We start from the raw sequence: 20,598 nt of genomic DNA, 5'->3' as shown, positions 1-20,598 counted from the left end.
TAACCAGAACTAGCGGTAACTCAGACCATGTGCGAGGCCGGATGAGCGCTCTTGACGGACCGCAATCGCCTGCTCTCAGCGACGCCCGTGCGTTGTCGCTCGAGCTGCTGCTCCAGAACCTGCCTGGCGTTGCCTACCGCTGCCGGTACGACGCCGACTGGACCATGGAGTTCATCAGCGACGGCGTGGAAAAGCTGACCGGTTATCCTCCGGCCGCCTTCCTGGCGCGCCCTGGACTGAACTTCGCCAGCCTGATCCACCCGGACGACCGCGCCGGCGCCGAACGCGGCGTCGCCCTGGCGCTCCAGCAGGGACGTGCCTTCAAGCTGACCTATCGCATCCGCTGCGCCAACGGCGAAACCAGATGGGTATATGAACAAGGGGCCGCGCCGCCTCAGGGGCGAGGCAAGATCCTTGAAGGCTTCATGTTCGACTACACCGAGCTGCGCAATGCCAACATGCTGGTCCAGGAACAGGCTTCCTACCTGCAGCAGGCGCGCGATGCCATCATCGCGATGGACCTGAATTCGCGCATCACCTACTGGAACAACGGCGCCGAACGGCTCTATGGCTGGAGCGCCCGCGAAGCGCGCGGCAAGAAGTTTTCCGACATGCTGTGCGGGGAACAGCGGGCCTACCATGCGGCCTACGAGAACACGCTCGCCAACGGCGAATGGACGGGCGAGCTGTCGCACCTGCGGCGCGACGGCGTCTGCATCGAGACCGACACCCGCTGGACGCTGATGGCCGCCGACCGCGAGTCGGGCGCGCAGCAGAAGATCCTGGTGATCAGCACCGACATCAGCGAGCGCAAGCACAATGAAGCGGAGATCTACCGCCTCGCCTTCTTCGACGCGCTGACCGACCTGCCGAACCGCGCCAGCCTGCTCGACCACCTGCGCCGCGCCCTGCTGGGCAGTGCGCGCACGCGCAAGTGCGGCGCCCTGATGTACTGCGACCTCGACAAGTTCAAGTACCTGAACGACTCGCAGGGCCACGCCGCCGGCGACATGCTGCTGCAGGCGGTGGCGCGCCGCCTCGAGCACTGCGTGCGCGAAGCCGACATGGTGGCGCGCCTGGGCGGCGACGAATTCGTGATCCTGATCCAGCCGGTGGAAGACACGCGCGAGGGCGCGGCGGCCCAGGCCGAGACGGTGGCCAGCAAGGTGGTGGCCGCGATGGCGGCGCCCTTCCAGCTGGCCGACATGATGTATTCGGTGTCGGTCAGCGTCGGCGTGACCACCTTGTGCGGCACCGTGGACACGGTCGAGTCGACGCTGCGCCAGGCCGACGCCGCGATGTACCAGGCAAAGGCCTGCGGCCGCAACACCTACCGCTTCCACGACCCGGCGGTGCAGGCGGCGTGGTCGGCCCGGGCCGAGCTGGAAGGTGCGATGCGGCGCGCGCTACGCGACGAAGAGTTCGTGCTGCATTACCAGCCGCAGCTCGACCGCAGCAGCCGCGTGATCGGCGCCGAAGCGCTGTTGCGCTGGCGCCTGCCGGACGGCCGGCTGCTGTATCCGGCCGAGTTCATCCAGGCGGCCGAAGAGAGCGGCCTGATCATCGACATCGGGCGCTGGGTGCTGCGCACCGCCTGCGCCGAGCTGGCGCGCTGGCAGCGTTTTCCCGACACGGCCGGGCTGACGATGTCGGTCAACGTCAGCGCCGGCCAGTTCATCGAGCCGGACTTCGTGCCGATGCTGCAGCAGGTGTTCGAAGAAACCGGGGTGCAGCCGTCCAGCCTCAAGCTCGAGCTGACCGAAAGCCTGGTGGTGAGCGACTTCACCCACACCGCCCACACCATGGCCACCCTGAAGCAGCGCGGCATCAGCTTTTCGCTGGACGACTTCGGCACCGGCTACTCGTCGCTGGCCTACCTGCGCAAGCTGCCGCTCGACCAGCTCAAGATCGACCAGTCCTTCATGCGCGACGTGCTCACCGACCAGAACGACGCATCCATCGTGCGCTCGATCATCGCGCTGGGCGAGAGCCTGGGCCTGCAGGTGATCGCGGAAGGCGTCGAGACGGCGGGCCAGCGCCAGTTCTTATCGGACGCCGGCTGCTACATCTACCAGGGCTTCCTGTACCAGCACGCGCTCAGCGCCGAGCATTTCACGCAGTACGCGCGCACGGTGCATTAAGCCCGAGCGCCAGCGGCACGCCGCGCGCCCAGCGGTTGGAGGACAGCGAGAATTCCAGCGCACGCACCTGGTGGAACCAGCCGGCCGGCACGTAGAGCATGTCGCCGGGTTCGACGACGCAGGACACCGTGGCCGCCTGGCGCGCAAGCGGATAGGCGTCGTAGTCGGGCACCTCGGGGTCGAAGGGCGAACCGAACAGCACAGGATTGGCTTCGCTGGCGTACAGGAATGCGTCGTGATGCGGCGGCGCCAGGAAGATGCGCTTGCAGCCCCATATCTGCGCGAAGATGTTGTCGTCGAAGTCGCAGTGCAGCGGCGTCATCGTGCCGATGGGCCCAAGCCAGAAACGGGGCGGCCCCATCTTGCCGAAGTAGGCAGGCCAGTGGCACAGGCGGTTCAGCTCGCGCAGTTCCAGGTTGCCGACATAGGGCGGCGGCTCGCCGGCGCCGTGGATGCGTTCGGGCTCGAGGTCGAGGTAGGCGCGCAGGGACATGTCGCGCATCGGGCGGTCGGCCCGGAAGGGTTGCCGGATGTAGTCGCCGACGCGGGCGCGCACCGGCAGATCGCCGTAGCGTTCGCGCAGCTCGAGCGGGGTGAGGCTGCACAGGGGCCAGCGGTTGACCAGGCCGGTCATGATGAAGGGGAGTCCTTGCGCGGCGCGCGCCGCAAAGGCTGTCGCGTCCATCCGCTTGAGGCGCGGCACCTCGGAAAGGATCGGCAGGCCGCGCGCATGGCCCTTGACGGCCTGGCGCATCGCGGCGATCGAGACGACGCCGCGTACCGCGGCGTCGCGCTCCTCCTGCGCCAGCTTCCTGGCCGCGGCATCTTCCGGCGTTGCCGCCAGCGTCGGCAGCGGTGGCAGGATGCCTTTCGCTTCCCTATTGTCCTGCATATGTTTTCAGCACTCCACACGAAACCGTACAGGTTAGCGCGTGGAGCCCGAAAAGTCGAATCAGGCGCGGCTTGCGCCGAAGGGCGTTTCCACCACGCCCTGCACACCCGGGCGCAACAGCACCACCGAACCGGCCTCGCCGCCCGTACCCGGGTCGATCGACGTCACCAAGAGGGTATCGAGCTGCGGCCCGCCGAAAGCGCACATCGAAGGCTTGGCCATCGGCAGCGCGATCTCGCGGTCCAGCTTCCCGCCGGGCGTGAAGCGCTGTACCAGGCCGCCGTCGTTGGCGCAGGTCCAGTAGCAGCCGTCGGCATCGACCGCGGCGCCGTCCGGGCGGCCCTTCTGCCCGGTCAGGTCGAGGAAGACGCGCTTGTTGTGCGGTATGCCCTGCTCGATGTCGTAGTCGAAGGCCCACACGGTGCGGCGCTGCGGATGCGAATCCGACAGGTACATGGTGCGCCCGTCGGGCGACCAGGCCAGGCCGTTCTGCGTGAGCAGGCCGCTCACGACCGGGCCGTGCAGCCCTTCGTCCGCGCTGTAGCGGTACAAGCCGCCGACCGCGCGTGCCGCGCCCATGTCCATGAACATGGTGCCGCTCCAGAAACGGCCCTGGCGGTCGCAGCGTCCGTCGTTGAAGCGCATGCCTTCGCCCAGTTCAAGCGCGGGCGGCGCGGCCAGGCGCGTGGCCTCGGCCTTGCCGTCCTCGCCCAGCACCAGGCGATGGATGCCGGTTTCCATGCCGGCCACCAGGCTGCCGTCGACGGCGCCTGCGATGCAGGCCACCATCTCGGGCGCTTCCCAGTGGCGCAGCGCGCCGGTGGCGTGGTCCATGCGCCAGACGCGGCGCGCCGGGATGTCCACCCAGTACCACGCTTGCTCAAGCGCGTTCCAGGTGGGGCTTTCGCCGGTGGCGCAGTGCACGCCTTCGATACGGTCGATCTCCATGCCTGCCATTACAGGTCGGTGATCTCGCGGTGTGCCGGCACCAGGGCCTTCATCACCAGCCAGGCCGTCAGGTAGGCCAGCGCGCAGATCGAGAACATGATCAGGTAGCCGGTTTCCAGGTGACCCAGGGCGCCGTAGTAGTCGAACAGCCAGCCGCCCAGCTTGGTGAGCAGCACGCCGCCCAGGCCGCCGGCCATGCCGCCGATGCCGACCACCGACCCGACGCTGTGCTTCGGGAACATGTCGGACACGGTGGTGAACAGGTTGGCCGACCAGGCCTGGTGCGCCGAGGCGCCGATGCCGATCAGGATCACCGGGATCCAGAAGCCCAGGTAGCCGAGCGGCTGGGCCAGCAGCACCACCAGCGGGAACAGGGCGATGGTGAACATGGCGCGCATGCGGCCCTGGTAGATGCTGTGGCCGCGGTCGATGAACCAGGTCGGCAGCCAGCCGCCGCCGATACTACCCACCATCGTCATGCTGTACAGGACCGCCAGCGGCAGGACCATCTCCGGGCCGGTCAGGCCGTACTGCGCCGACATGTACTTCGGCAGCCAGAACAGGAAGAACCACCACACGCCGTCGGTCATGAACTTGCCGAAGGCGAAGGCCCAGGTCTGGCGGTAGCCCAGCAGCTTGAACCAGGATGCCTTCGGCTTGGCCGCTGCGGCGGTGGGGTTCGCGTCCGCAGGCGAGCTGTCGCTGTTGATGTAGGCCAGTTCGCCGGCGCTAAGGCGTTTCTGGCGATCCGGGGTGTCGTACAGCCAGATCCAGATGCCCATCCAGATGAAGCCGATGGCGCCGACCGCGATGAAGGCGGCCTGCCAGCCCCAGTACTCGGCGATCAGGGGCACGGTCAAGGGAGCCAGGATCGCGCCGACGTTGGCGCCGGAGTTGAAGATGCCGGTGGCGAAGGAACGCTCGCGCTTGGGGAAGTATTCCGCAGTCGCCTTGATCGCGGCCGGGAAGTTGCCCGCCTCACCGATCGCCAGCACCGCGCGGCCCACCATGAAGCCGACGATCGAGACCGGCACCGCGGCCAGGCCGAGCGTGGTGAACACGCTGTTGACCGCATTGCCGATGCCGATGGCGTAGGCGTGCGCGATGGCGCCGATCGACCAGACCACGATGGCGAGGACGAAGGCGCGCTTGGTGCCGAGGCGGTCGATCACGCGGCCGGCGAACAGCATCGAGATGGCGTAGACGAACTGGAAGACTGCCGTGATGTTGGCGTAGTCGGTGTTCGACCAGCCGAATTCCTTGGTAAGCAGCGGCGCCAGCAGGCTCAGGACCTGGCGGTCGAGGTAGTTGATGGTGGTGGCGAAGAACAGGAGGGCGCAGATGGTCCAGCGATACTTGCCCACCGTCGAGGTGAGCCCGGGGGTCTGCTCTGCGCGTTGCTTCGCATTTGCGCTCATGACTTGCTGATTCATGGGATCAGTTCTTTTCAAACGAAACAGCCGGCGTCTCCTCCGGCTGGTGCTTCAATCGGTCGAAAAGGGGGCGCAAAGTCGAACCTTGCGCCCCCTCACATTACTCTGCGACTTTCAAGTCTCCATCCAGCACGCGCGCAAGGCGCAGTGGATTGTCGTCGCGAAGCGCCTCCGGCAGCAAGCCCTCCGGCACGTTCTGGTAGCACACCGGCCGCAGGAAGCGGTCGATCGCGCTCGCGCCCACCGAGGTGGTGCGGCTGTCGCTGGTGGCCGGGAACGGACCGCCGTGAACCATCGCGTGCGACACTTCGACGCCGGTCGGGAAGCCGTTGAAAAGCACCCGGCCCGCCTTGCGTTCCAGGACCGGCAGCAGCTTTGCGGCCAGTGCATGGTCGGCCGGCTTGACGTGCACGGTCGCGGTCAGCTGGCCATGCAGCTGCTCGGCCGCCTGCAGCATCTGCTCTTCGCTGTCGAAACGCACCACCAGCGCGGCCGGGCCGAAGATTTCGTCCTGCAGCTCCGGGTTGCCGATGAAGTCCGCAGCATCGACCTCGTACAGCGCAGCCTGCGCGGCGCAGCCGATGCCTTCGGTACCGCCCTGGGCCACCAGGCGCAGGCCCTTGGCGGCGCCGAAGCGTGCGATACCGCTGTTGTAGGCGTCATGGATGCCGGCGGTCAGCATGGTGCCCGCGCCCTTGGCTGCCAGCGCCGTGGTGGCCGCCGCAGTGAAGGCGTCCAGCGCCGCGCCCTTGACCGCGAACACCAGGCCAGGGTTGGTGCAGAACTGGCCCACGCCCAGGGTCAGCGAGTCGACGAAGCCGTTCGCAAGAAGCGAACCGCCCTCTTCCAGCGCGCCAGGGAGGAGGAACACCGGGTTCACGCTGCTCATCTCGGCGTAGACCGGGATCGGTTCCGGACGTGCGGCCGCGGTGCGCATCAGCGCGGTGCCGCCGCCACGCGAGCCGGTGAAGCCGACCGCCTTGATGGCCGGGTGGCTGACCAGCTGCTGGCCGATGGTACGGCCGTCGCCGAAGATCATCGAGAACACGCCTTCCGGCAGGCCGCACTCCTGCACCGCGCGCTGGACGGCGCGGCCGACCAGTTCCGAGGTGCCGAGGTGGGCGCCGTGGGCTTTCACGATGACCGGGCAGCCTGCTGCCAGGGCCGATGCGGTATCGCCGCCCGCGACCGAGAAGGCCAGCGGGAAGTTACTGGCGCCGAAGACCACGACCGGGCCGAGGCCGATCTTGGCCAGGCGCAGGTCGGGACGCGGCGGGGTGCGTTCCGGCAGCGCGCTGTCGATCGTCGCGCCCAGGAAGCGGCCGTCGCGCACTACTTTCGCGAACAGGCGCAGCTGGGTCACGGTGCGCATGCGCTCGCCTTCCAGGCGGGCTTGCGGCAGGCCGGTTTCCTGCTGGGCGCGTTCGATCAGGGCCGAACCGATGGCCAGGATCTGTTCCGCCACCGCTTCCAGGAAGCGGGCGCGCCCTTCCAGCGGCAGCGAACGGTACGGGTCGAACGCTTGGGCAGCGAGTTCGCAGGCACGTTCCACGTCGGCGCCGGTCGCCTGGCCGAAGGCCGGCTCGAACTCGCCGCGGGTGGATGGGTTGTAGGCTTTCACCTCGCCCGCGCTACCGCGGACGAGCTGGCTGCCGATGATCATTTCACCAGTGATCTGCATGGCTTACACCGGGTTCTTTTGCTTCTTGATCAGGTCCAGCAGCATTTCGTCTTCTGCCGGGGTCAGGTCGGTCAGCGGCGGACGCACCGGACCTGCGCCGTGGCCGACCAGGCGTGCGCCGGCCTTGACGATGCTGACTGCGTAGCCGCCCTTGCGGTTGCGGATCTCCAGGTACGGCAGGAAGAACTCGTCCAGCAGGCGGTTGGTGGTGGCGGTGTCGCCGCTGGCGGTGGCGTGGTAGAAGTCCATTGCCAGCTGCGGCACGAAGTTGAACACGGCCGACGAGTACACCGGGGTGCCCAGGGCCTTGTAGGCGCCGGCATACACTTCCGCGGTCGGCAGGCCGCCCAGGTAGCTGAAACGGTCGCCCAGCTTGCGGTAGATCGAGACCATCAGTTCGATGTCGCCGATGCCGTCCTTGAAGCCGATCAGGTTCGGGCAACGGTCAGCCAGCTTGGCCAGCGAGTCCGCGCTCAGGCGGCAGGCGGCGCGGTTGTACACCACGACACCGATCTTCACGGAGCGGCACACCGCTTCGACGTGGGCGATCAGGCCATCCTGGTTGGATTCGGTCAGGTAGTGCGGCAGCAGCAGCAGGCCCTGGGCGCCCTGGCGCTCGGCTTCCTGTGCGTGGGCGATGGCCGCGCGGGTCGGGCCGCCGCAGCCTGCCAGGATCGCGACGCCGGTGCCGGCGCAGGTGTCGACCGCGGTCTTGACGATCTGGCTGTACTCGTCGCCATGCAGCGAGAAGTATTCGCCGGTGCCGCCAGCGGCGAACAGCGCGGTCGCGCCGTACGGCGCCAGCCATTCCAGGCGCTTCTGGTAGCCGGCTTTATCGAAGTCGAGTTCGGCGTTGAAGTCGGTGATCGGGAAGGAAAGCAGGCCGTGCGACAGGACTTTTTGTAGTTCGAGTGCTTGCATTACAGAGTCTCCAGGACAGATGTGTGAAATACGGGTGAAGAAAGGATTACCGCGCTAGGTTGTATGTCATCGTACAACCTAAGCGATGAGCTCGCAAGCAGAAAGTGCGACTTTTTTTAATTGATCATGGATTCGATCCGGCGCTGCGCCTGCACCAGCCGTTCGCGGCTGTTGGACAGGTGGGTGCGCATGGCCGCGCGTGCGGCCTCCGGATCGCGGCGCTCGATGGCGCGGAAGATGTCGTCGTGTTCGCGGCCGACGCGCTCGTTGAAATTGGCCGGCTTGTCCTGCTCCAGCTCCACCGTGTTCAGGCGCGCACGCGGGATGATCGCGTTGCCGAGCTGGGTGAGGATGTCTTCGAAATAGCGGTTGCCGGTGGCCTGCGCGATGAGCAGGTGGAAGCGTTTGTCCGCATCCACCGCCGACCTGCCGACCGCCATCGCCTCATGCATCTCGGCCAGGGCCACGCCCAGGTCCCGCACCTGCTCGTCGGTGCGGCGCACTGCGGCGAGGCCGGCCGTTTCGGTTTCGACACCGATGCGCAGCTCCAGGATCGACAGCACGTCGCGCAGGGTCAGGATGCTTTCGGCATCGATGCCCAGGCCGGACTGCGGGCGTTCCAGCACGAAGGTCCCGATGCCGTGGCGCGTCTGCACCAGCCCTGAGGCCTGCAGGTGCGAAATCGCCTCGCGCACCACGGTGCGGCTCACGCCGTGCTGCGCCATCATCGAGGACTCGGTCGGCAGTTTTTCGCCCGGCTTGAGGATACCCTGGCGGATGCTGCTGCTGATCTGTTCGACGACACCCTGTGCGAGGTTACGGGGCTTGCGCTGGATGGGGACCATATCGTGAATAAAGGATGGAATGAGAGATAAGACAATTATATATCAAGACAAGTTGTATGACGTCTTATGACAAGACATCTCAAATAACTTGTGTCAGCGGCGCCACAACGGGCAGGCTCCGCAACCCGGCCTGACCGCTTGATAAATTGGTCAGGCCAAAATAGAATCTGGCGAACCTTTAGGAGTCCGCCCCATGTTACGTCCTGCCCGTTCCCTCGCCTGCCTGCTTCCCCTGCTGTTCGCCACCTGCGCCAACGCCGCCGCCCTGCCCGACCGTGTGATCCTGGTCGGCGACTCCACCATGGCCAGTACCACCGGCTACGGCGACGCCCTGTGCGCGCGCCTGACGCCGGAGACGGCCTGCCACAACCTGGCGCGCGGCGGCCGCAGCTCGGGCAGCTTCCGGGCCGAGAAACGCTGGGACGAGGTCATGGAACTGCTGCGCAAGGGCGCGGGCTTCCGCAAGACCTATGTGCTGATCCAGTTCGGCCATAACGACCAGCCGGGCAAGCCGGGACGCTCCACCGACTACGTCACCGAATTCCCCGCCAACATGCAGCGCTACGTGGAAGAAGCCCGCTCGCTCGGCGGCGAACCGGTGCTGGTGACACCCCTGACGCGCCGCATCTTCAAGGACGGCTACGTGCACAATGACCTGGCGCCCTGGGCCGCCACCGTGCGCAAGATCGCGCGCGCCACGCACACGCCGCTGGTCGACCTGAACGCGCTGTCGCTGGCCGCCGTGCAGGAGATGGGATCGCAGGAAGCGGACAAGCTGGCACGTAGCGGCGCCAACTTCGACCACACCCACCTCGGCCCGCTCGGCGCGGAACGCTTCTCCGGCATCATGGCCAGGGAGCTGGTGCGCAAGGTGCCGGCGCTGTCCGCATCCATGCGGGGCGCGCAGTGAAGGCGCCGTTCACCCTGATCGCCCTGGCGGCGGCCGGTGCCGCGGCAGCGCCGGTCACGCCTCCTCCGTTCCGTCCCGCCACCGCGGCCGTGCCGGTCCCCACGGCCGAGCGCCAGCATGCGCCCTTCGACGGCTGGGCGGCACAAGACGGCGGCACCCGCGGCGGCGCCCTGGCGAGCCCCGCCCACGTCTACACCGTGCGCGACCGCGCCCAGCTGCTGGCGGCCCTGAGCGCAACAGCGCCGGCGCGCATCGTGCGCGTGGCGGCGAGCATCGACATGAGCAAGGGACGTCCGTTCCGCGATACAAAGGACCAGGCGCAGCGCGGCATCGTGCGCATCCCGTCGAACACCACCCTGATCGGGGTGGCGCCAGGCGCCGGCTTTGTCCACGGCAGCCTGGTCGTCGCGAACGTCGAACAGGTCGTCATCCGCAACCTCGCCATCCGCAACCCCTGCGACGTCGGCCCGGTCTGGGATCCGCACGACGGCAGCAAGGGCAACTGGAATTCCGAGTTCGACGGTATTACCGTCTCCGGCTCGCACCACGTCTGGATCGACCATAACAGCTTCACCGACGCGCCACAGACGGACGACAGGCAAGCAGTCGCGAACGGCAAGATCATGCAGTGCCACGACGGCGCAGTCGACATCACGCGTGGTTCCGACTACGTCAGCGTGACCTACAACCACTTCGCCGAGCACGAAAAGAACATGCTGATCGGCGCGAGCGACGCTGCCACCGGCGAAGCCGGCAAGTTGCGCGTGACCCTGAAAGGCAACCTGTTCGAGCACGTGGCCGAACGCTCGCCGCGCGTGCGCTACGGCCAGGTGCACATGCTGAACAACTACTACGTCGGCGACCGCCAGCGCCCGGTGTACCGCCACGGCTACAGTGTCGGCGCCGCCCACGCGGCGCGCATCATCTCGGATGCCAATGCCTTCGACGTCGCCGGCGCCACGAGCTGCAAGCAGATCGTGCGCGACCCGGCCTCCAGCCCCGGCATCTTTGCCGACAGCGGTTCGCTGCTGAACGGCAGGCCTCTCGCGGATTGCGCCTACGGCGGCAACGCCGGCTGGCGCGTGCCCTACCGCTATACGGCGCTGCCCGCGAACGAGGTGGCGCGCCACGTGCACGAGCATGCCGGCCCACGTCTCCTGCAAGAGGGTGCGGACGGCTATGCCGAGGCACGCTTCGTCCCGGTGGCAGGCAGTCCCTTCCTGCTGCGCGCCCGCCAGGACGCCAACGGAGACTGGCAGGGCGCCAGCCTGCGGCTCAGCGACGACCGCAAGGTCTGGGTGGTGGAGCTGCTGGAGTCGCGCGGCGGCGAGCTCAAGCGCATCAAGCAGGTGCGCCGCAATGCCTCGCTGCCGGGCACGCCGGTAGTGCTGCGCTATGCGGCCGAACCGGGACCGCAGGATAACGTGCTGAACGTCTCGGTGGACGGCGACCGCGCCACCTGGCTGGTGGCGCCACCTTTCGCTGCCATCCAGCCGATCAGCTGGGATGCCGGTGCGAATGCGCTGCTCGACCTGCGCGGCGGCCCTGCCGGCACGCCGCCCGAACGCGTGACCGTGCACGTCGGCGCCGACCGCATCGGGCTGCAGGCCGGCGACACGCCCGAGACCGTCCGGGTCGGCGGCGCCGCGCGCATCGCCGCAGTCTCCGCCGATCCGCGCATTGCCGGCGCGGAAGCTGAGAGCGGCGCCCTGCGCCTGGCCCCGCTGGCGGAGGGCCGCACCACGGTGACGGTACGCAGCCTGGACGACCCATGGGCGCAGGCCGTATTCACGGTCGAGGTAGGCGCGCCCTTCGCCACGCCGGCCGCAGCTGCCCTGCCCGCTTCCGCCACCGCCCATCCGGCCAGGGGCGAGCGCGGGGTGCCGCCCGACACGCCGCTGCGCCTCGTCTTTGCCGACGAACCGGTGCTCACCGGCGAAGGCAGCGTGCGCATCTACCGCAAGCGTGACAACACCCTGGTTGCGGTCATCCGCCCCGGAGAGACCGTGATCGCGATGGGACCGGCCGCGCGCCAGCGCCTGGTGCGCCAGCATCCGATCCGGGTGCTCGGCAAGGAGCTGTACGTGCGCATGCCGGTGACGCTGGAGCGCGGCCTCGAGTACGAGGCCGTGGTCGACGCGCGCCTGGTCCGCGTGAACGGCTTCGAGGGTGCGCGCTGGTCCTTCCGCACCACGCCCTTCGAGCCCGTGGGCGACAGCGTGACCGTCGACGACGACGGCCGCGCCGACTTCCGCACCGTGCAGGGAGCGCTCGACTACGCCATGTCGCTGCCGCGCGAGCAGGCGCTTACCGTGAACGTACGCGACGGGGTCTATCCGGAACTGCTCTACCTGGTCGACAAGGACAATGTCATGCTGCGCGGGCAGAGCGTCGATGCGACCATCATCCGCGCTGCCAACAGCGACACCCGCAACCCCGGTTCGGGTACCGGACAACCGGCCGGCTCCGCTGGTGTGACGGGCGGCCGCGCCCTGTTCCTGGCACAGGACGCCGACATGCTGGAACTGCGCGACATCGCCCTGCACAACAGCACGCGCCGCAGCGACGGTCACTCAGCCCAGGCCGAGACCATCTACTTCTTCAGCGAACAAGGCCGCCTGATCGCACGCAATGCGCACTTCGTCAGCGAGCAGGACACACTGCAATTGCGTGGCTACGCCTGGTTCTACCGCTCGCTGATCGAAGGCAACGTCGATTTCGTCTGGGGGAACAACCGCGCCGCCCTGTTCGAAGAGAGCGAACTGCGCACCGTCGGCGACAGCGCCAACCCGCAAAGCGGCGGCTACATCGTGCAGGCGCGCACCGTGGGCAAGGACGACCCCGGCTTCGTGTTCCTGCGTTCGCGCCTGACGCGCGGCCCCGGCCCGGCGGGCAACCTGCCGCCCGACGGCGCAACGTACTTCGCGCGCTCGCCGGGCACCGCCAACACCTGGGACAACGTCGCTTTCATCGAATGCAGCGTCGGCCCGCACATCGCCGCGGATGCCTGGTACCGCAAGCCGCTGCCGAATCCCCTGGAGGGCGGCTGGCGCGAATACGGCAACCGTTCGGAAGACGGACAGCCGCGTAGCTACGGCGGCTACCAGATGGACCGGGCGCAGGCCGAGCGCCTGTCGACTCGCGCCGCGGTGTTCGCGGGCCGCGGCTGGAATCCCCAGCCTTGAGGAAATAGCGGCCATCCCGGCCGCATCAAGGCGCGCGCAGCGCTTGACAGCCCCGTTTACAGATGTAATCCTAAATGAAGATTACAACTGTAAATGGTGCTGTCATGTCGAATCCTTCCCCCATCAATATCAGCGACGCCGAGTCGCACGTCATGGAAGTGCTGTGGCGCGCGCCCGGCCCGGTGGTGGCCGAACAGGTGGTCGTCGCGCTATCGGAAAGCCAGCACTGGCAGACCGCCACCGTCAAGACCCTGCTCAACCGCCTGCTCAAGAAGGGGGCGATCGCGGCCCAGAAGGATGGCCGCCGCTTCCTCTACCACGCGGTGCTGCCGCGCGAGGCCTGGCTGGCGCGCGAGAGCGAAAGCCTGGTGCAGCGCCTGTTCGGCGGGCGCATCGCGCTGCTCGTTGCGCAGTTTGGCAAACAGGGCAAGCTGTCGTCCGCAGACATCCTGGAATTGCGGGAGCTGCTCGACAGCCTGGATAATGACCGAAAAGCACAGTCGCAAGCGGCAATGCCACACTGTTGACTTATAATTGGTTGGTCCACTTGCAACAATACCCGCACCAAACTAAGATCGCTGGTTTGGCATCGGCCACCATATTTACAAACGACGGACCCATCGATGAAGAAATCCGCTGCGCTGAACGACAACAGCGTCAACGAGCCACGGCTGTACCGGGTGGTCTCGGCCAAGATCGAGGAACTGATCCGCGCCGAAAACATCCGCCCGGGCGAGCGCTTGCCGGCCGAACGCGAGCTGGCCACCAAGCTCGGGGTCAGCCGCACCTCGCTGCGCGAAGCCCTGATCGCGCTGGAACTGGGCGGCACGGTCGAAGTGCGCGGCGGCTCGGGGGTCTACGTCAGCGAACAGGCCCAGCCCCAGGCCGAGGTGCCGACCGCCGGCCCCGGGCCGTTCGAAGTGCTGGCCGCGCGCCGCCTGATCGAGGTCGAAGTCGCGGCGCTGGCCGCGAAGCACGCCAGCGATTCGGCCATCGACGCCATCCTGCGCGCGGTGGAAGAGATGGAGCAGCACCACGAAGACCGCAGCGGAAACGAATCGGCCGACCGCAACTTCCACCTGGCGATCGCGCGCGCCACCGGCAACAGCGCGATGGTCGGAGTGATCGAATACCTGTGGAGCCAGCGCGGCTCGCTCTGGCACAAGCTGAAGGAACACTTCCAGACCGAAGAACTGCGCCAGCAGACCCTGATCGACCACCGCAACATCTTCGCCGCCATCGCCTCGCACGACGTGGCCGGTGCCCGCACCGCCATGCGCGCCCACCTCGACCGCGTGACCCGCACTTTCTCGCGCGGCTGATTCCTTGTTCGGGCCGGGCCATCGGCCCGGCTGCCCACCCGTCTCGCCGCTCGCTCCCCTCCCTGCGTTTCCAGGTCGCCTTCCTGTTGCGAGAGAATATTGCTGTTTAAATAATTGGCCCAGCCGCCTCGTATTTACGAACAGACCAGAAAATAAGTGGTTCGTCCAGATTGCGAAAGCGGTCAGACCAAAGTAGAATCCGCTACAGACCAATTAATCATCTGCTGATCCCTTCCGCCGTCGCACGAGGATGGCCTGCCGCGGACCACAGCGCTGTGCATTGGACGGCAGTGACCTCGTCACCACCGCGCGGATACCTGGCGTATCCCTTCGCGCGATCCAGGGACACACCCGGACGCAATTCTGATTTGAGCAGGAGACTTCAAGTGAAACAAACTCGTATCACCGAACCACGCTTCCTTCTGTCGGCAATCACTGCCGCAGTCCTGACCCTGACCAACACCGCCATCGCGCAGGAAGCGCCGATGCAGCGCGTCGAAGTGACCGGTTCCTCGATCAAGCGCCTCGCCACCGAGAATGCCCTTCCGCTGACCACCTACAAGGCCGAAGAACTGACCAACCAGGGCCTGACCACGATGACGGAAGTCGCCGTGGCCCTGACCGTCGCGGCGACCAACGAACCGGTCGGCGGCGGCGGCGGCGGCACCATGATCAACATGCGCGGCCTGAACACCAACCGTACCCTGGTGCTGCTGAACGGCCGCCGCCTGGCCAACGAGGCGCTGGGCGCCAGTTCGGTCAACGTCGACGTGATCCCGATGGCGGCCATCGAGCGCGTCGAAGTGCTGCGTGACGGCGCATCGGCCCTGTACGGCACCGACGCGATTGCCGGCGTGGTCAACTTCATCACCAAGAAATCGGTCAAGGACGTGACCGTCCACGCCAGCACGGTGCAGCCGGAACAATCCGGCGGCGGCGACCAGAAGCGCGTGACCCTCGTCGCCGGCAAGGGCGACATGGCCACCGACGGCTGGAACGTCTACACCGCCTTCAGCGCCCAGCGCCGCGAGTCGCTGATGCAGAAGGACCGCCCGAACATCTGGGATCCGGTCAAGCTGGCTGCCCTCGGCGGCAACCCGTTCACCTCGAACACCTCGGGCGGCTCGGCATCGCCTGCGAACTACACGATCTACCGCAACGGCAAGTCGGCCAACATCACCGGCAACCCGTATTTCGCCTCCGGCTGCGTGGCGCCGGGCCTGCCGCAGACCACGGTGCCGTCGACCCGCACCAATGCCAACGGCGGCAAGACCTGCATCACCGACCCGACCATCTACCCGCAGCTGCTGCCGGAAAACCAGCAGGTCACCCTGTTCACCAAGGGTAGCCTGGCGCATGGCGACGGCGGCGTGCTGACGGTGGAACTGAACCTGTCGCGCTCCTACATCGACGCCATCAGCCCGCCGCAGCCCTTCGGCGCGAACACCAACTACGACGTCCGGACCGCTTCGCGCAAGCCCCTGATGATCACCAAGGCCAGCAAGTGGTACCCGGGCGGCAGCGGCGGCGTGCCGGCCGTGGCCGGCCTGAACGGCGAAGACCTGGCGCTGACCTGGAGCCTGGACGAGCTGGGCGCAGCCAAGCTGCACGACGTGCAAAAGAATGCCCGTTTGGTGGTTGCCGACGAAGGCCAGATCAAGGGCTGGGACTACCGCGTTGGCGGCTCCTACGGCTACAGCCACCGCGACACCGGCTTCAAGGAAAACTTCGTGCGCACGCCGGGCGTGTACGCCGGCGTCGCCAACGGCATCCTGAACCCGTTCGGCGCCCAGGATGCCGCCGGCCGTGCCTATCTCGACAGCATCTCGGCCGACGGCGAGGACTTCCGCGTGGCCGACGTGCGCCACTATGGCCTCGACTTCAACCTGAGCCGCACCCTGATGGACCTGCCGGGCGGCTCCCTGGGCCTGGCCGTGGGCGGCGACTGGCACCGTGAAACCTACGAGGAAGATGCGCGCATGATCGCCGACGAGGTGGTGTGGCGCGTTTCGGGCTCGCCGGGCAACAACCCGAGCGGCGCGCGCCGCGTCGCCGGCCTGTATGCCGAACTCGATGCGCCGGTCACGAAGGAGCTGAACCTGAACTTCGCCGTGCGCGGCGACCATTTCAGCGACTTCGGTTCGACCTGGAATCCGAAGGCCAGCTTCCGCTACCAGCCGATGAAACAGCTGATGGTACGCGGCACGGTCAGCACCGGCTTCCGCGCGCCGACCCTGCCCGAGCTGTACGGTGTGCCGCGCACGCTGACGCCGTCGACCTCGAGCTGGGACGATCCGCTGCTGTGCCCGAGCGCCACGCCGAACGTGGCCGGCTCCGGCACCCTGACCACCGATCCGCGCTATGCCGGCCTGGGCCTGGACGCAGAGCGCGTCTGCAATACGCGCCTGACCACGCTCACCGGCGCCAACCCGGACCTGCAGCCGGAGAAGTCGAAGACTTACACCATCGGCTTCGTGATCGAACCGGTCAAGAACTTCGTCGCTACCGTCGACTTCTGGAAGATCGACATGAAGGGGACGATCGCGCAGATCAACGAAGATTCGATCTTCGACAACCTGGCGCGCTACCAGGACCTGTTCGTGCGTAACCCGGACGGCACGCTTGCGTATATCACGAAGACGCGCCTGAACATGGGTGGCCTGAAGACCCAGGGCATCGACCTGAGCCTGAACTACTCGTACCCGACCAAGAACTGGGGCCGCTTCGGCTTCTCGATGGACGGCACCTATACCGACAAGTACGAAGGCCAGAACGACGTCGGCAGCCCATGGGTCGACAGCGTCGGCCGGATCGGCGCCCTGTCCACCGGTTCGACTTCGGCCAACACCTACATCTTCAAGTGGAAGAGCCAGGCGCGCGTGAACTGGAACTATGGTCCGTTCTTCGCCCAGCTGACGCAGCAGTACACGTCGAGCTACGAGGACACCAACGCGCTGCCGACCCAGCAGCCGGGCCAGCCGTTCTACAACGTGATCGCACCGTACCGCGTGTACAACCTGTCGACCAGCTGGAAGGTGAACAAGCAGCTCAAGATCGGCGCCGGCGTGAACAACCTGTTCGACGAAGAGCCGCCACTGTCGAACCAGCGCCTGTCCTCGCGTGTCGTGTTTGCGCAGAACATCGCCAAGCCGATCGGGCGCGCCTTCACGCTGCGCGCGGACTACACGTTCTAAGCGTCTTCAGATCGTGACCAACGCAGGGCGGACGCTTGACCCGTCCGCCCTGCGCATATTCTCTTCCCCGATGAAGCACCTTCCCTTCGCCCTGATCTTGTCGGGCGCACTTGCAAGCCACGCGCTCGCGGCTTCTCCCGATTTCTCCATTCGCCAGGCGGCGCCACCCGACGGCTGGGCCGCCCAGGCCGGCGGCACCCGCGGCGGCGCCGATGCCCCGGCCGCCAACGTCTTCACCGTCACCGATGCCGCGCAACTGCGCCAGGCGCTGGGAAAGGGCATCCAGGGCAGCCGCATCGTGCAGGTGGCCGGCCTCATCGACATGGGCGAAGGCCGTCCCTATGCGAGCAAGGCCGACCAGGCCAAGCGCGGCCTGGTGGCGCTGCCCGCCCATACCACGCTGGTCGGCACAAGCCCGGACGCGGGCTTCATCAACGCGCACCTGAAGGTGTCGAAGGTCTCGCAGGTCGTCATCCGCAAGCTCAGGCTGCGCAACCCCTGCGACGTCGCACCCGAATGGGACCCGCAGGATGGCGATGAGGGCGGCTGGAATGCCGACTTCGACGGCATTTCGATCATCGCCTCGCACCACGTCTGGGTCGACCGCAACAGCTTCACCGATGCCCCGGTCACGGACGACACGCTGCCGGTCGAACACGGCAAGGTCAAGCAGTGCCACGACGGCTCGCTCGACATCCGCGAGGGCAGCGACTACGTGACGGTTTCGTACAACCATTTCGCGCTGCACGCCAAGAACATGCTGATCGGCGCCAGCGACAAGGCGCTGGACGACGCCGGGCGCCTGCGCGTCACGATCAGCAACAACCTGTTCGAGCACGTCGCCAGCCGCTCGCCGCGCGTGCGCTTCGGCCAGGTCCACCTCTTCAACAATTACTACGTCGGCGACCGCAAGCACCCGGTCTACCGCCACGGTTATAGCGTCGGCGTGGCGAAAGGGGCGCGCATCGTCTCGCATGCGAACGCCTTCGAGATCGCGGGCAGCCGCTCCTGTGCCGACGCCGTGCGTCCGTTCGCTACCGGCGCCGATGCCGGCAGCTTCCTGGATACCGGTTCGCTGCTGAACGGCGCCGCGCTGGCGCCCTGCGGCGCCGGCACGCCTTCCTGGACCGTACCCTATCCCTTCAACCCGCTCCCAGCCGATGCCGTGCCCGCCCATGTGCGCGCGCACGCCGGCGCCGGCCAATAAAAGGAAACACCATGACAACGCGACACATCAATCCGCAACGCCGTTCGCTGCTGTATGCTGCATCGGCATCGGTGGCCGGCCTGGCTGTGGGACCGGCGCTCGCCGCAAGCGGAGGAACCAAGGTGGCACAAGACGATCCCTGGGCGCGCGCCCAAAGCATCATCGACGGGTTCAAGAAGCCGCTCGTCTTCCCCAAGCGCGATTTTTCCATTACCGCCTACGGCGCCAAGCCCTGCGAGGCGGTCATGGTGAGCGGCTACGTGGCCGACCACGAAGAGGGCAAGGTCAGCACGCCGGCGCCGGGCGCCCATGACTGCTACGCGGCGATCGCGGCGGCCATCGCCGCCTGCAGCGTGGCGGGCGGCGGCCGGGTCGTGATCCCGGCCGGTAACTGGCTGGTGAAGGGACCGATCGTCCTGAAATCCAACGTCAACGTGCACCTGGCCAAGGGCGCCCACGTCTACTTCAGCAACGATCCGGAAGACTTCGCCAAATACGGCGACTATGACTGCGGCCCCAATGGCAAGCTGGTGATCTCGCGCTGGCAGAGCAACGACTGCCTGAACTATTCGCCGATGGTCTACGCCTACGGCCAGACCAACATCGCCCTCACCGGCGAAGACTGGACCAGCATCCTCGACGGCCAGGGCGGCGTGCCGCGCGCCGATGGCGAGACCTGGTGGGACTGGAAAGGCAAGCGCAAGGGCGTGGCAGGAAAGGCGCCCAACCCGCAGCGCACGCAGATCGCCGTCAACCCGCTCAATCCCTCCTCGATCCGGGCAGTGGCCCCGCATCTGAACGACGCCCAGGTCGCCCTCATGGAGGGCAAGAACGACAAGTGGCGCACCGACGAAGCCTACCTGCCGACCCTGTCGGAAGCGGGCGTGCCGGCCGCAAAACGGGTGTTCGGCCGCGGCCACTACCTGCGCCCCTGCATGGTCGAATTCATCGGCTGCACCAATGTGCTGATGCAGGGCTACCAGCTGAACCAGACGCCGTTCTGGCAGCACCACCCGGTCAACTGCAGCAAGGTCGAGATCCGCGGCGTGCACATGGACAGCATGGGACCGAACAGCGACGGCTTCGACCCGGAAGCCTGCAACACCGTGCTGGTCGACGGCTGCACCTTCAACAGCGGCGACGACTGCATCGCGATCAAGGCCGGCAAGAACCTCGACACCCAGTTCGGCCCGACCCAGAACGTGGTGATCCAGAACTGCGTCATGAACAGCGGCCACGGCGGCGTCACGCTGGGCAGCGAGATGGCGGGCGGGATCCAGCACGTGTATGCGCAGGACATCGAGTTCCGCAACACGCATTGGGCGACCGACCCGCTCAACACCGCGATCCGCCTGAAGACCAACATGAACCGCGGCGGCTTCCTGCGCCACTTCTACGTGCGCAACGTGACCATGCCGAACGGGGTCAACCTGAAGCCGCAGTTCTATACCCCGCTCCCGGGCTCACCGATCAAGCCGAAGTCGGTGGGCGCCGGAGCCGGCGCCGTGATCACCTTCGACTGCGACTACGCGCCGAACGCCGACAACGTGCGCACCCGCCCGCCGGTCGTGGAGCACATCCACATCTCGGGCGTCAGGGTCGGCAACGTTGCCACGGCGGATGGCCCGCGCTCCTGCTACCAGGCGCTGCTCCTGCTCGGCCCGGTCGCCTTCGACTACAACGGCGACAAGCCGGTCGACATCCTGCCGATCCGCGACGTGACCATCACCGACTGCGACTTCGGCACCCCGGTGAACGCGGACCAGCCCTGGTTCATCTACAACGTCCGCAACGTCAAGCTGAGCAGGGTCACCATCGCGGGCAAGGTCTACAACACCACCCTGCAGGCCTGATGAGCTAGGATGTCGGACTGACAGCCTGCCCTCGCATTCCGGGGGCGGGCCTCCACGCCACCGTTC

Annotated in this window: 14 protein-coding genes; 8 read left to right on the top strand and 6 right to left on the bottom strand. The window is 67.0% G+C overall.

Translation table 11 applies throughout. The annotated features are described in order from the left end of the window. The first annotated feature begins 41 nt into the window (after positions 1–41). Complete coding sequence (locus YWC_RS0111345) at positions 42–2,141, top strand: putative bifunctional diguanylate cyclase/phosphodiesterase (RefSeq protein WP_229413080.1); 2,100 nt, start codon at positions 42–44, stop codon at positions 2,139–2,141. Here YWC_RS0111345 and YWC_RS29095 read toward each other — a convergent pair. The 6 genes from YWC_RS29095 to YWC_RS0111315 all read right to left on the bottom strand — a co-directional run bounded on the left by YWC_RS29095 (position 2,113) and on the right by YWC_RS0111315 (position 8,861). Further along, the gene (locus YWC_RS29095) at positions 2,113–3,033 is read right to left on the bottom strand and encodes a cupin-like domain-containing protein (RefSeq protein ID WP_036214106.1); all 921 of its coding nucleotides are present in this window, start codon (positions 3,031–3,033) and stop codon (positions 2,113–2,115) included. The genes YWC_RS0111345 and YWC_RS29095 overlap by 29 nt on opposite strands. A gap of 60 nt (positions 3,034–3,093) precedes the next feature. Next, positions 3,094–3,981 (bottom strand): SMP-30/gluconolactonase/LRE family protein, encoded by an 888-nt coding sequence (locus YWC_RS0111335; protein WP_211238964.1) that lies wholly within the window; start codon positions 3,979–3,981, stop codon positions 3,094–3,096. A gap of 8 nt (positions 3,982–3,989) precedes the next feature. Beyond that, on the bottom strand, positions 3,990–5,414 hold the full coding sequence (locus tag YWC_RS0111330; RefSeq protein WP_371846262.1) for an MFS transporter: 1,425 nt from the start codon (positions 5,412–5,414) through the stop codon (positions 3,990–3,992). A gap of 100 nt (positions 5,415–5,514) precedes the next feature. Further along, the gene (locus YWC_RS0111325) at positions 5,515–7,095 is read right to left on the bottom strand and encodes an aldehyde dehydrogenase (NADP(+)) (protein WP_027865474.1); all 1,581 of its coding nucleotides are present in this window, start codon (positions 7,093–7,095) and stop codon (positions 5,515–5,517) included. A gap of 3 nt (positions 7,096–7,098) precedes the next feature. Next, a complete protein-coding gene (gene kdgD / locus YWC_RS0111320) occupies positions 7,099–8,016 on the bottom strand; it encodes a 5-dehydro-4-deoxyglucarate dehydratase (RefSeq protein WP_027865473.1) in 918 nt (305 codons plus the stop codon). 116 nt (positions 8,017–8,132) lie between these two features. Further along, the gene (locus YWC_RS0111315) at positions 8,133–8,861 is read right to left on the bottom strand and encodes a FadR/GntR family transcriptional regulator (RefSeq protein ID WP_036214104.1); all 729 of its coding nucleotides are present in this window, start codon (positions 8,859–8,861) and stop codon (positions 8,133–8,135) included. Between the two features lie 193 nt (positions 8,862–9,054). On the opposite strand from YWC_RS0111315, the gene YWC_RS0111310 reads away from it, so the two are divergent. From YWC_RS0111310 to YWC_RS0111280, 7 genes are all read left to right on the top strand, one after another. Then, entirely contained in the window at positions 9,055–9,771 is a 717-nt protein-coding gene (locus tag YWC_RS0111310) for a rhamnogalacturonan acetylesterase (protein ID WP_027865471.1), read from the top strand. Further along, a complete protein-coding gene (locus YWC_RS31555; protein WP_051306396.1) occupies positions 9,768–12,956 on the top strand; it encodes a pectinesterase family protein in 3,189 nt (1,062 codons plus the stop codon). The genes YWC_RS0111310 and YWC_RS31555 overlap by 4 nt, the downstream gene beginning before the upstream one ends. Positions 12,957–13,060: 104 nt before the next feature. Then, entirely contained in the window at positions 13,061–13,483 is a 423-nt protein-coding gene (locus YWC_RS0111300) for a BlaI/MecI/CopY family transcriptional regulator (RefSeq protein ID WP_211238961.1), read from the top strand. 96 nt (positions 13,484–13,579) lie between these two features. Further along, positions 13,580–14,278 carry a FadR/GntR family transcriptional regulator gene (locus tag YWC_RS0111295; RefSeq protein ID WP_051306395.1) on the top strand — a complete coding sequence of 233 codons (699 nt, stop codon included), beginning with the start codon at positions 13,580–13,582 and terminating at the stop codon, positions 14,276–14,278. A gap of 386 nt (positions 14,279–14,664) precedes the next feature. Then, complete coding sequence (locus YWC_RS34035) at positions 14,665–17,472, top strand: TonB-dependent receptor plug domain-containing protein (RefSeq protein ID WP_051306394.1); 2,808 nt, start codon at positions 14,665–14,667, stop codon at positions 17,470–17,472. 70 nt (positions 17,473–17,542) lie between these two features. Then, positions 17,543–18,679: a pectate lyase family protein gene (locus tag YWC_RS0111285; RefSeq protein WP_036214101.1), complete on the top strand. Its 1,137-nt coding sequence runs from the start codon at positions 17,543–17,545 to the stop codon at positions 18,677–18,679. Positions 18,680–18,690: 11 nt separating this feature from the next. Next, positions 18,691–20,532: a glycoside hydrolase family 28 protein gene (locus YWC_RS0111280; RefSeq protein WP_027865466.1), complete on the top strand. Its 1,842-nt coding sequence runs from the start codon at positions 18,691–18,693 to the stop codon at positions 20,530–20,532. The last annotated feature ends 66 nt before the right edge of the window (positions 20,533–20,598 follow it).

Origin of the sequence: Massilia alkalitolerans DSM 17462 (assembly GCF_000427785.1) — a bacterium.
Classification (GTDB): domain Bacteria; phylum Pseudomonadota; class Gammaproteobacteria; order Burkholderiales; family Burkholderiaceae_D; genus Telluria; species Telluria alkalitolerans.
The sequence above is the reverse complement of the archived record's forward strand: the minus strand, read 5'-3'. Positions and strand labels throughout refer to the sequence as shown.

What these genes read in the sequence shown, in the direction of transcription:
- YWC_RS0111345 (WP_229413080.1), top strand. Translation starts at nt 42, where the DNA reads ATGAGCGCTCTTGACGGACCGCAATCGCCTGCTCTCAGCGACGCCCGT.
- YWC_RS29095 (WP_036214106.1), bottom strand. Translation starts at nt 3,033, where the DNA reads ATGCAGGACAATAGGGAAGCGAAAGGCATCCTGCCACCGCTGCCGACG.
- YWC_RS0111335 (WP_211238964.1), bottom strand. Translation starts at nt 3,981, where the DNA reads ATGGAGATCGACCGTATCGAAGGCGTGCACTGCGCCACCGGCGAAAGC.
- YWC_RS0111330 (WP_371846262.1), bottom strand. Translation starts at nt 5,414, where the DNA reads ATGAATCAGCAAGTCATGAGCGCAAATGCGAAGCAACGCGCAGAGCAG.
- YWC_RS0111325 (WP_027865474.1), bottom strand. Translation starts at nt 7,095, where the DNA reads ATGCAGATCACTGGTGAAATGATCATCGGCAGCCAGCTCGTCCGCGGT.
- kdgD (WP_027865473.1), bottom strand. Translation starts at nt 8,016, where the DNA reads ATGCAAGCACTCGAACTACAAAAAGTCCTGTCGCACGGCCTGCTTTCC.
- YWC_RS0111315 (WP_036214104.1), bottom strand. Translation starts at nt 8,861, where the DNA reads ATGGTCCCCATCCAGCGCAAGCCCCGTAACCTCGCACAGGGTGTCGTC.
- YWC_RS0111310 (WP_027865471.1), top strand. Translation starts at nt 9,055, where the DNA reads ATGTTACGTCCTGCCCGTTCCCTCGCCTGCCTGCTTCCCCTGCTGTTC.
- YWC_RS0111300 (WP_211238961.1), top strand. Translation starts at nt 13,061, where the DNA reads ATGTCGAATCCTTCCCCCATCAATATCAGCGACGCCGAGTCGCACGTC.
- YWC_RS0111295 (WP_051306395.1), top strand. Translation starts at nt 13,580, where the DNA reads ATGAAGAAATCCGCTGCGCTGAACGACAACAGCGTCAACGAGCCACGG.
- YWC_RS0111285 (WP_036214101.1), top strand. Translation starts at nt 17,543, where the DNA reads ATGAAGCACCTTCCCTTCGCCCTGATCTTGTCGGGCGCACTTGCAAGC.
- YWC_RS0111280 (WP_027865466.1), top strand. Translation starts at nt 18,691, where the DNA reads ATGACAACGCGACACATCAATCCGCAACGCCGTTCGCTGCTGTATGCT.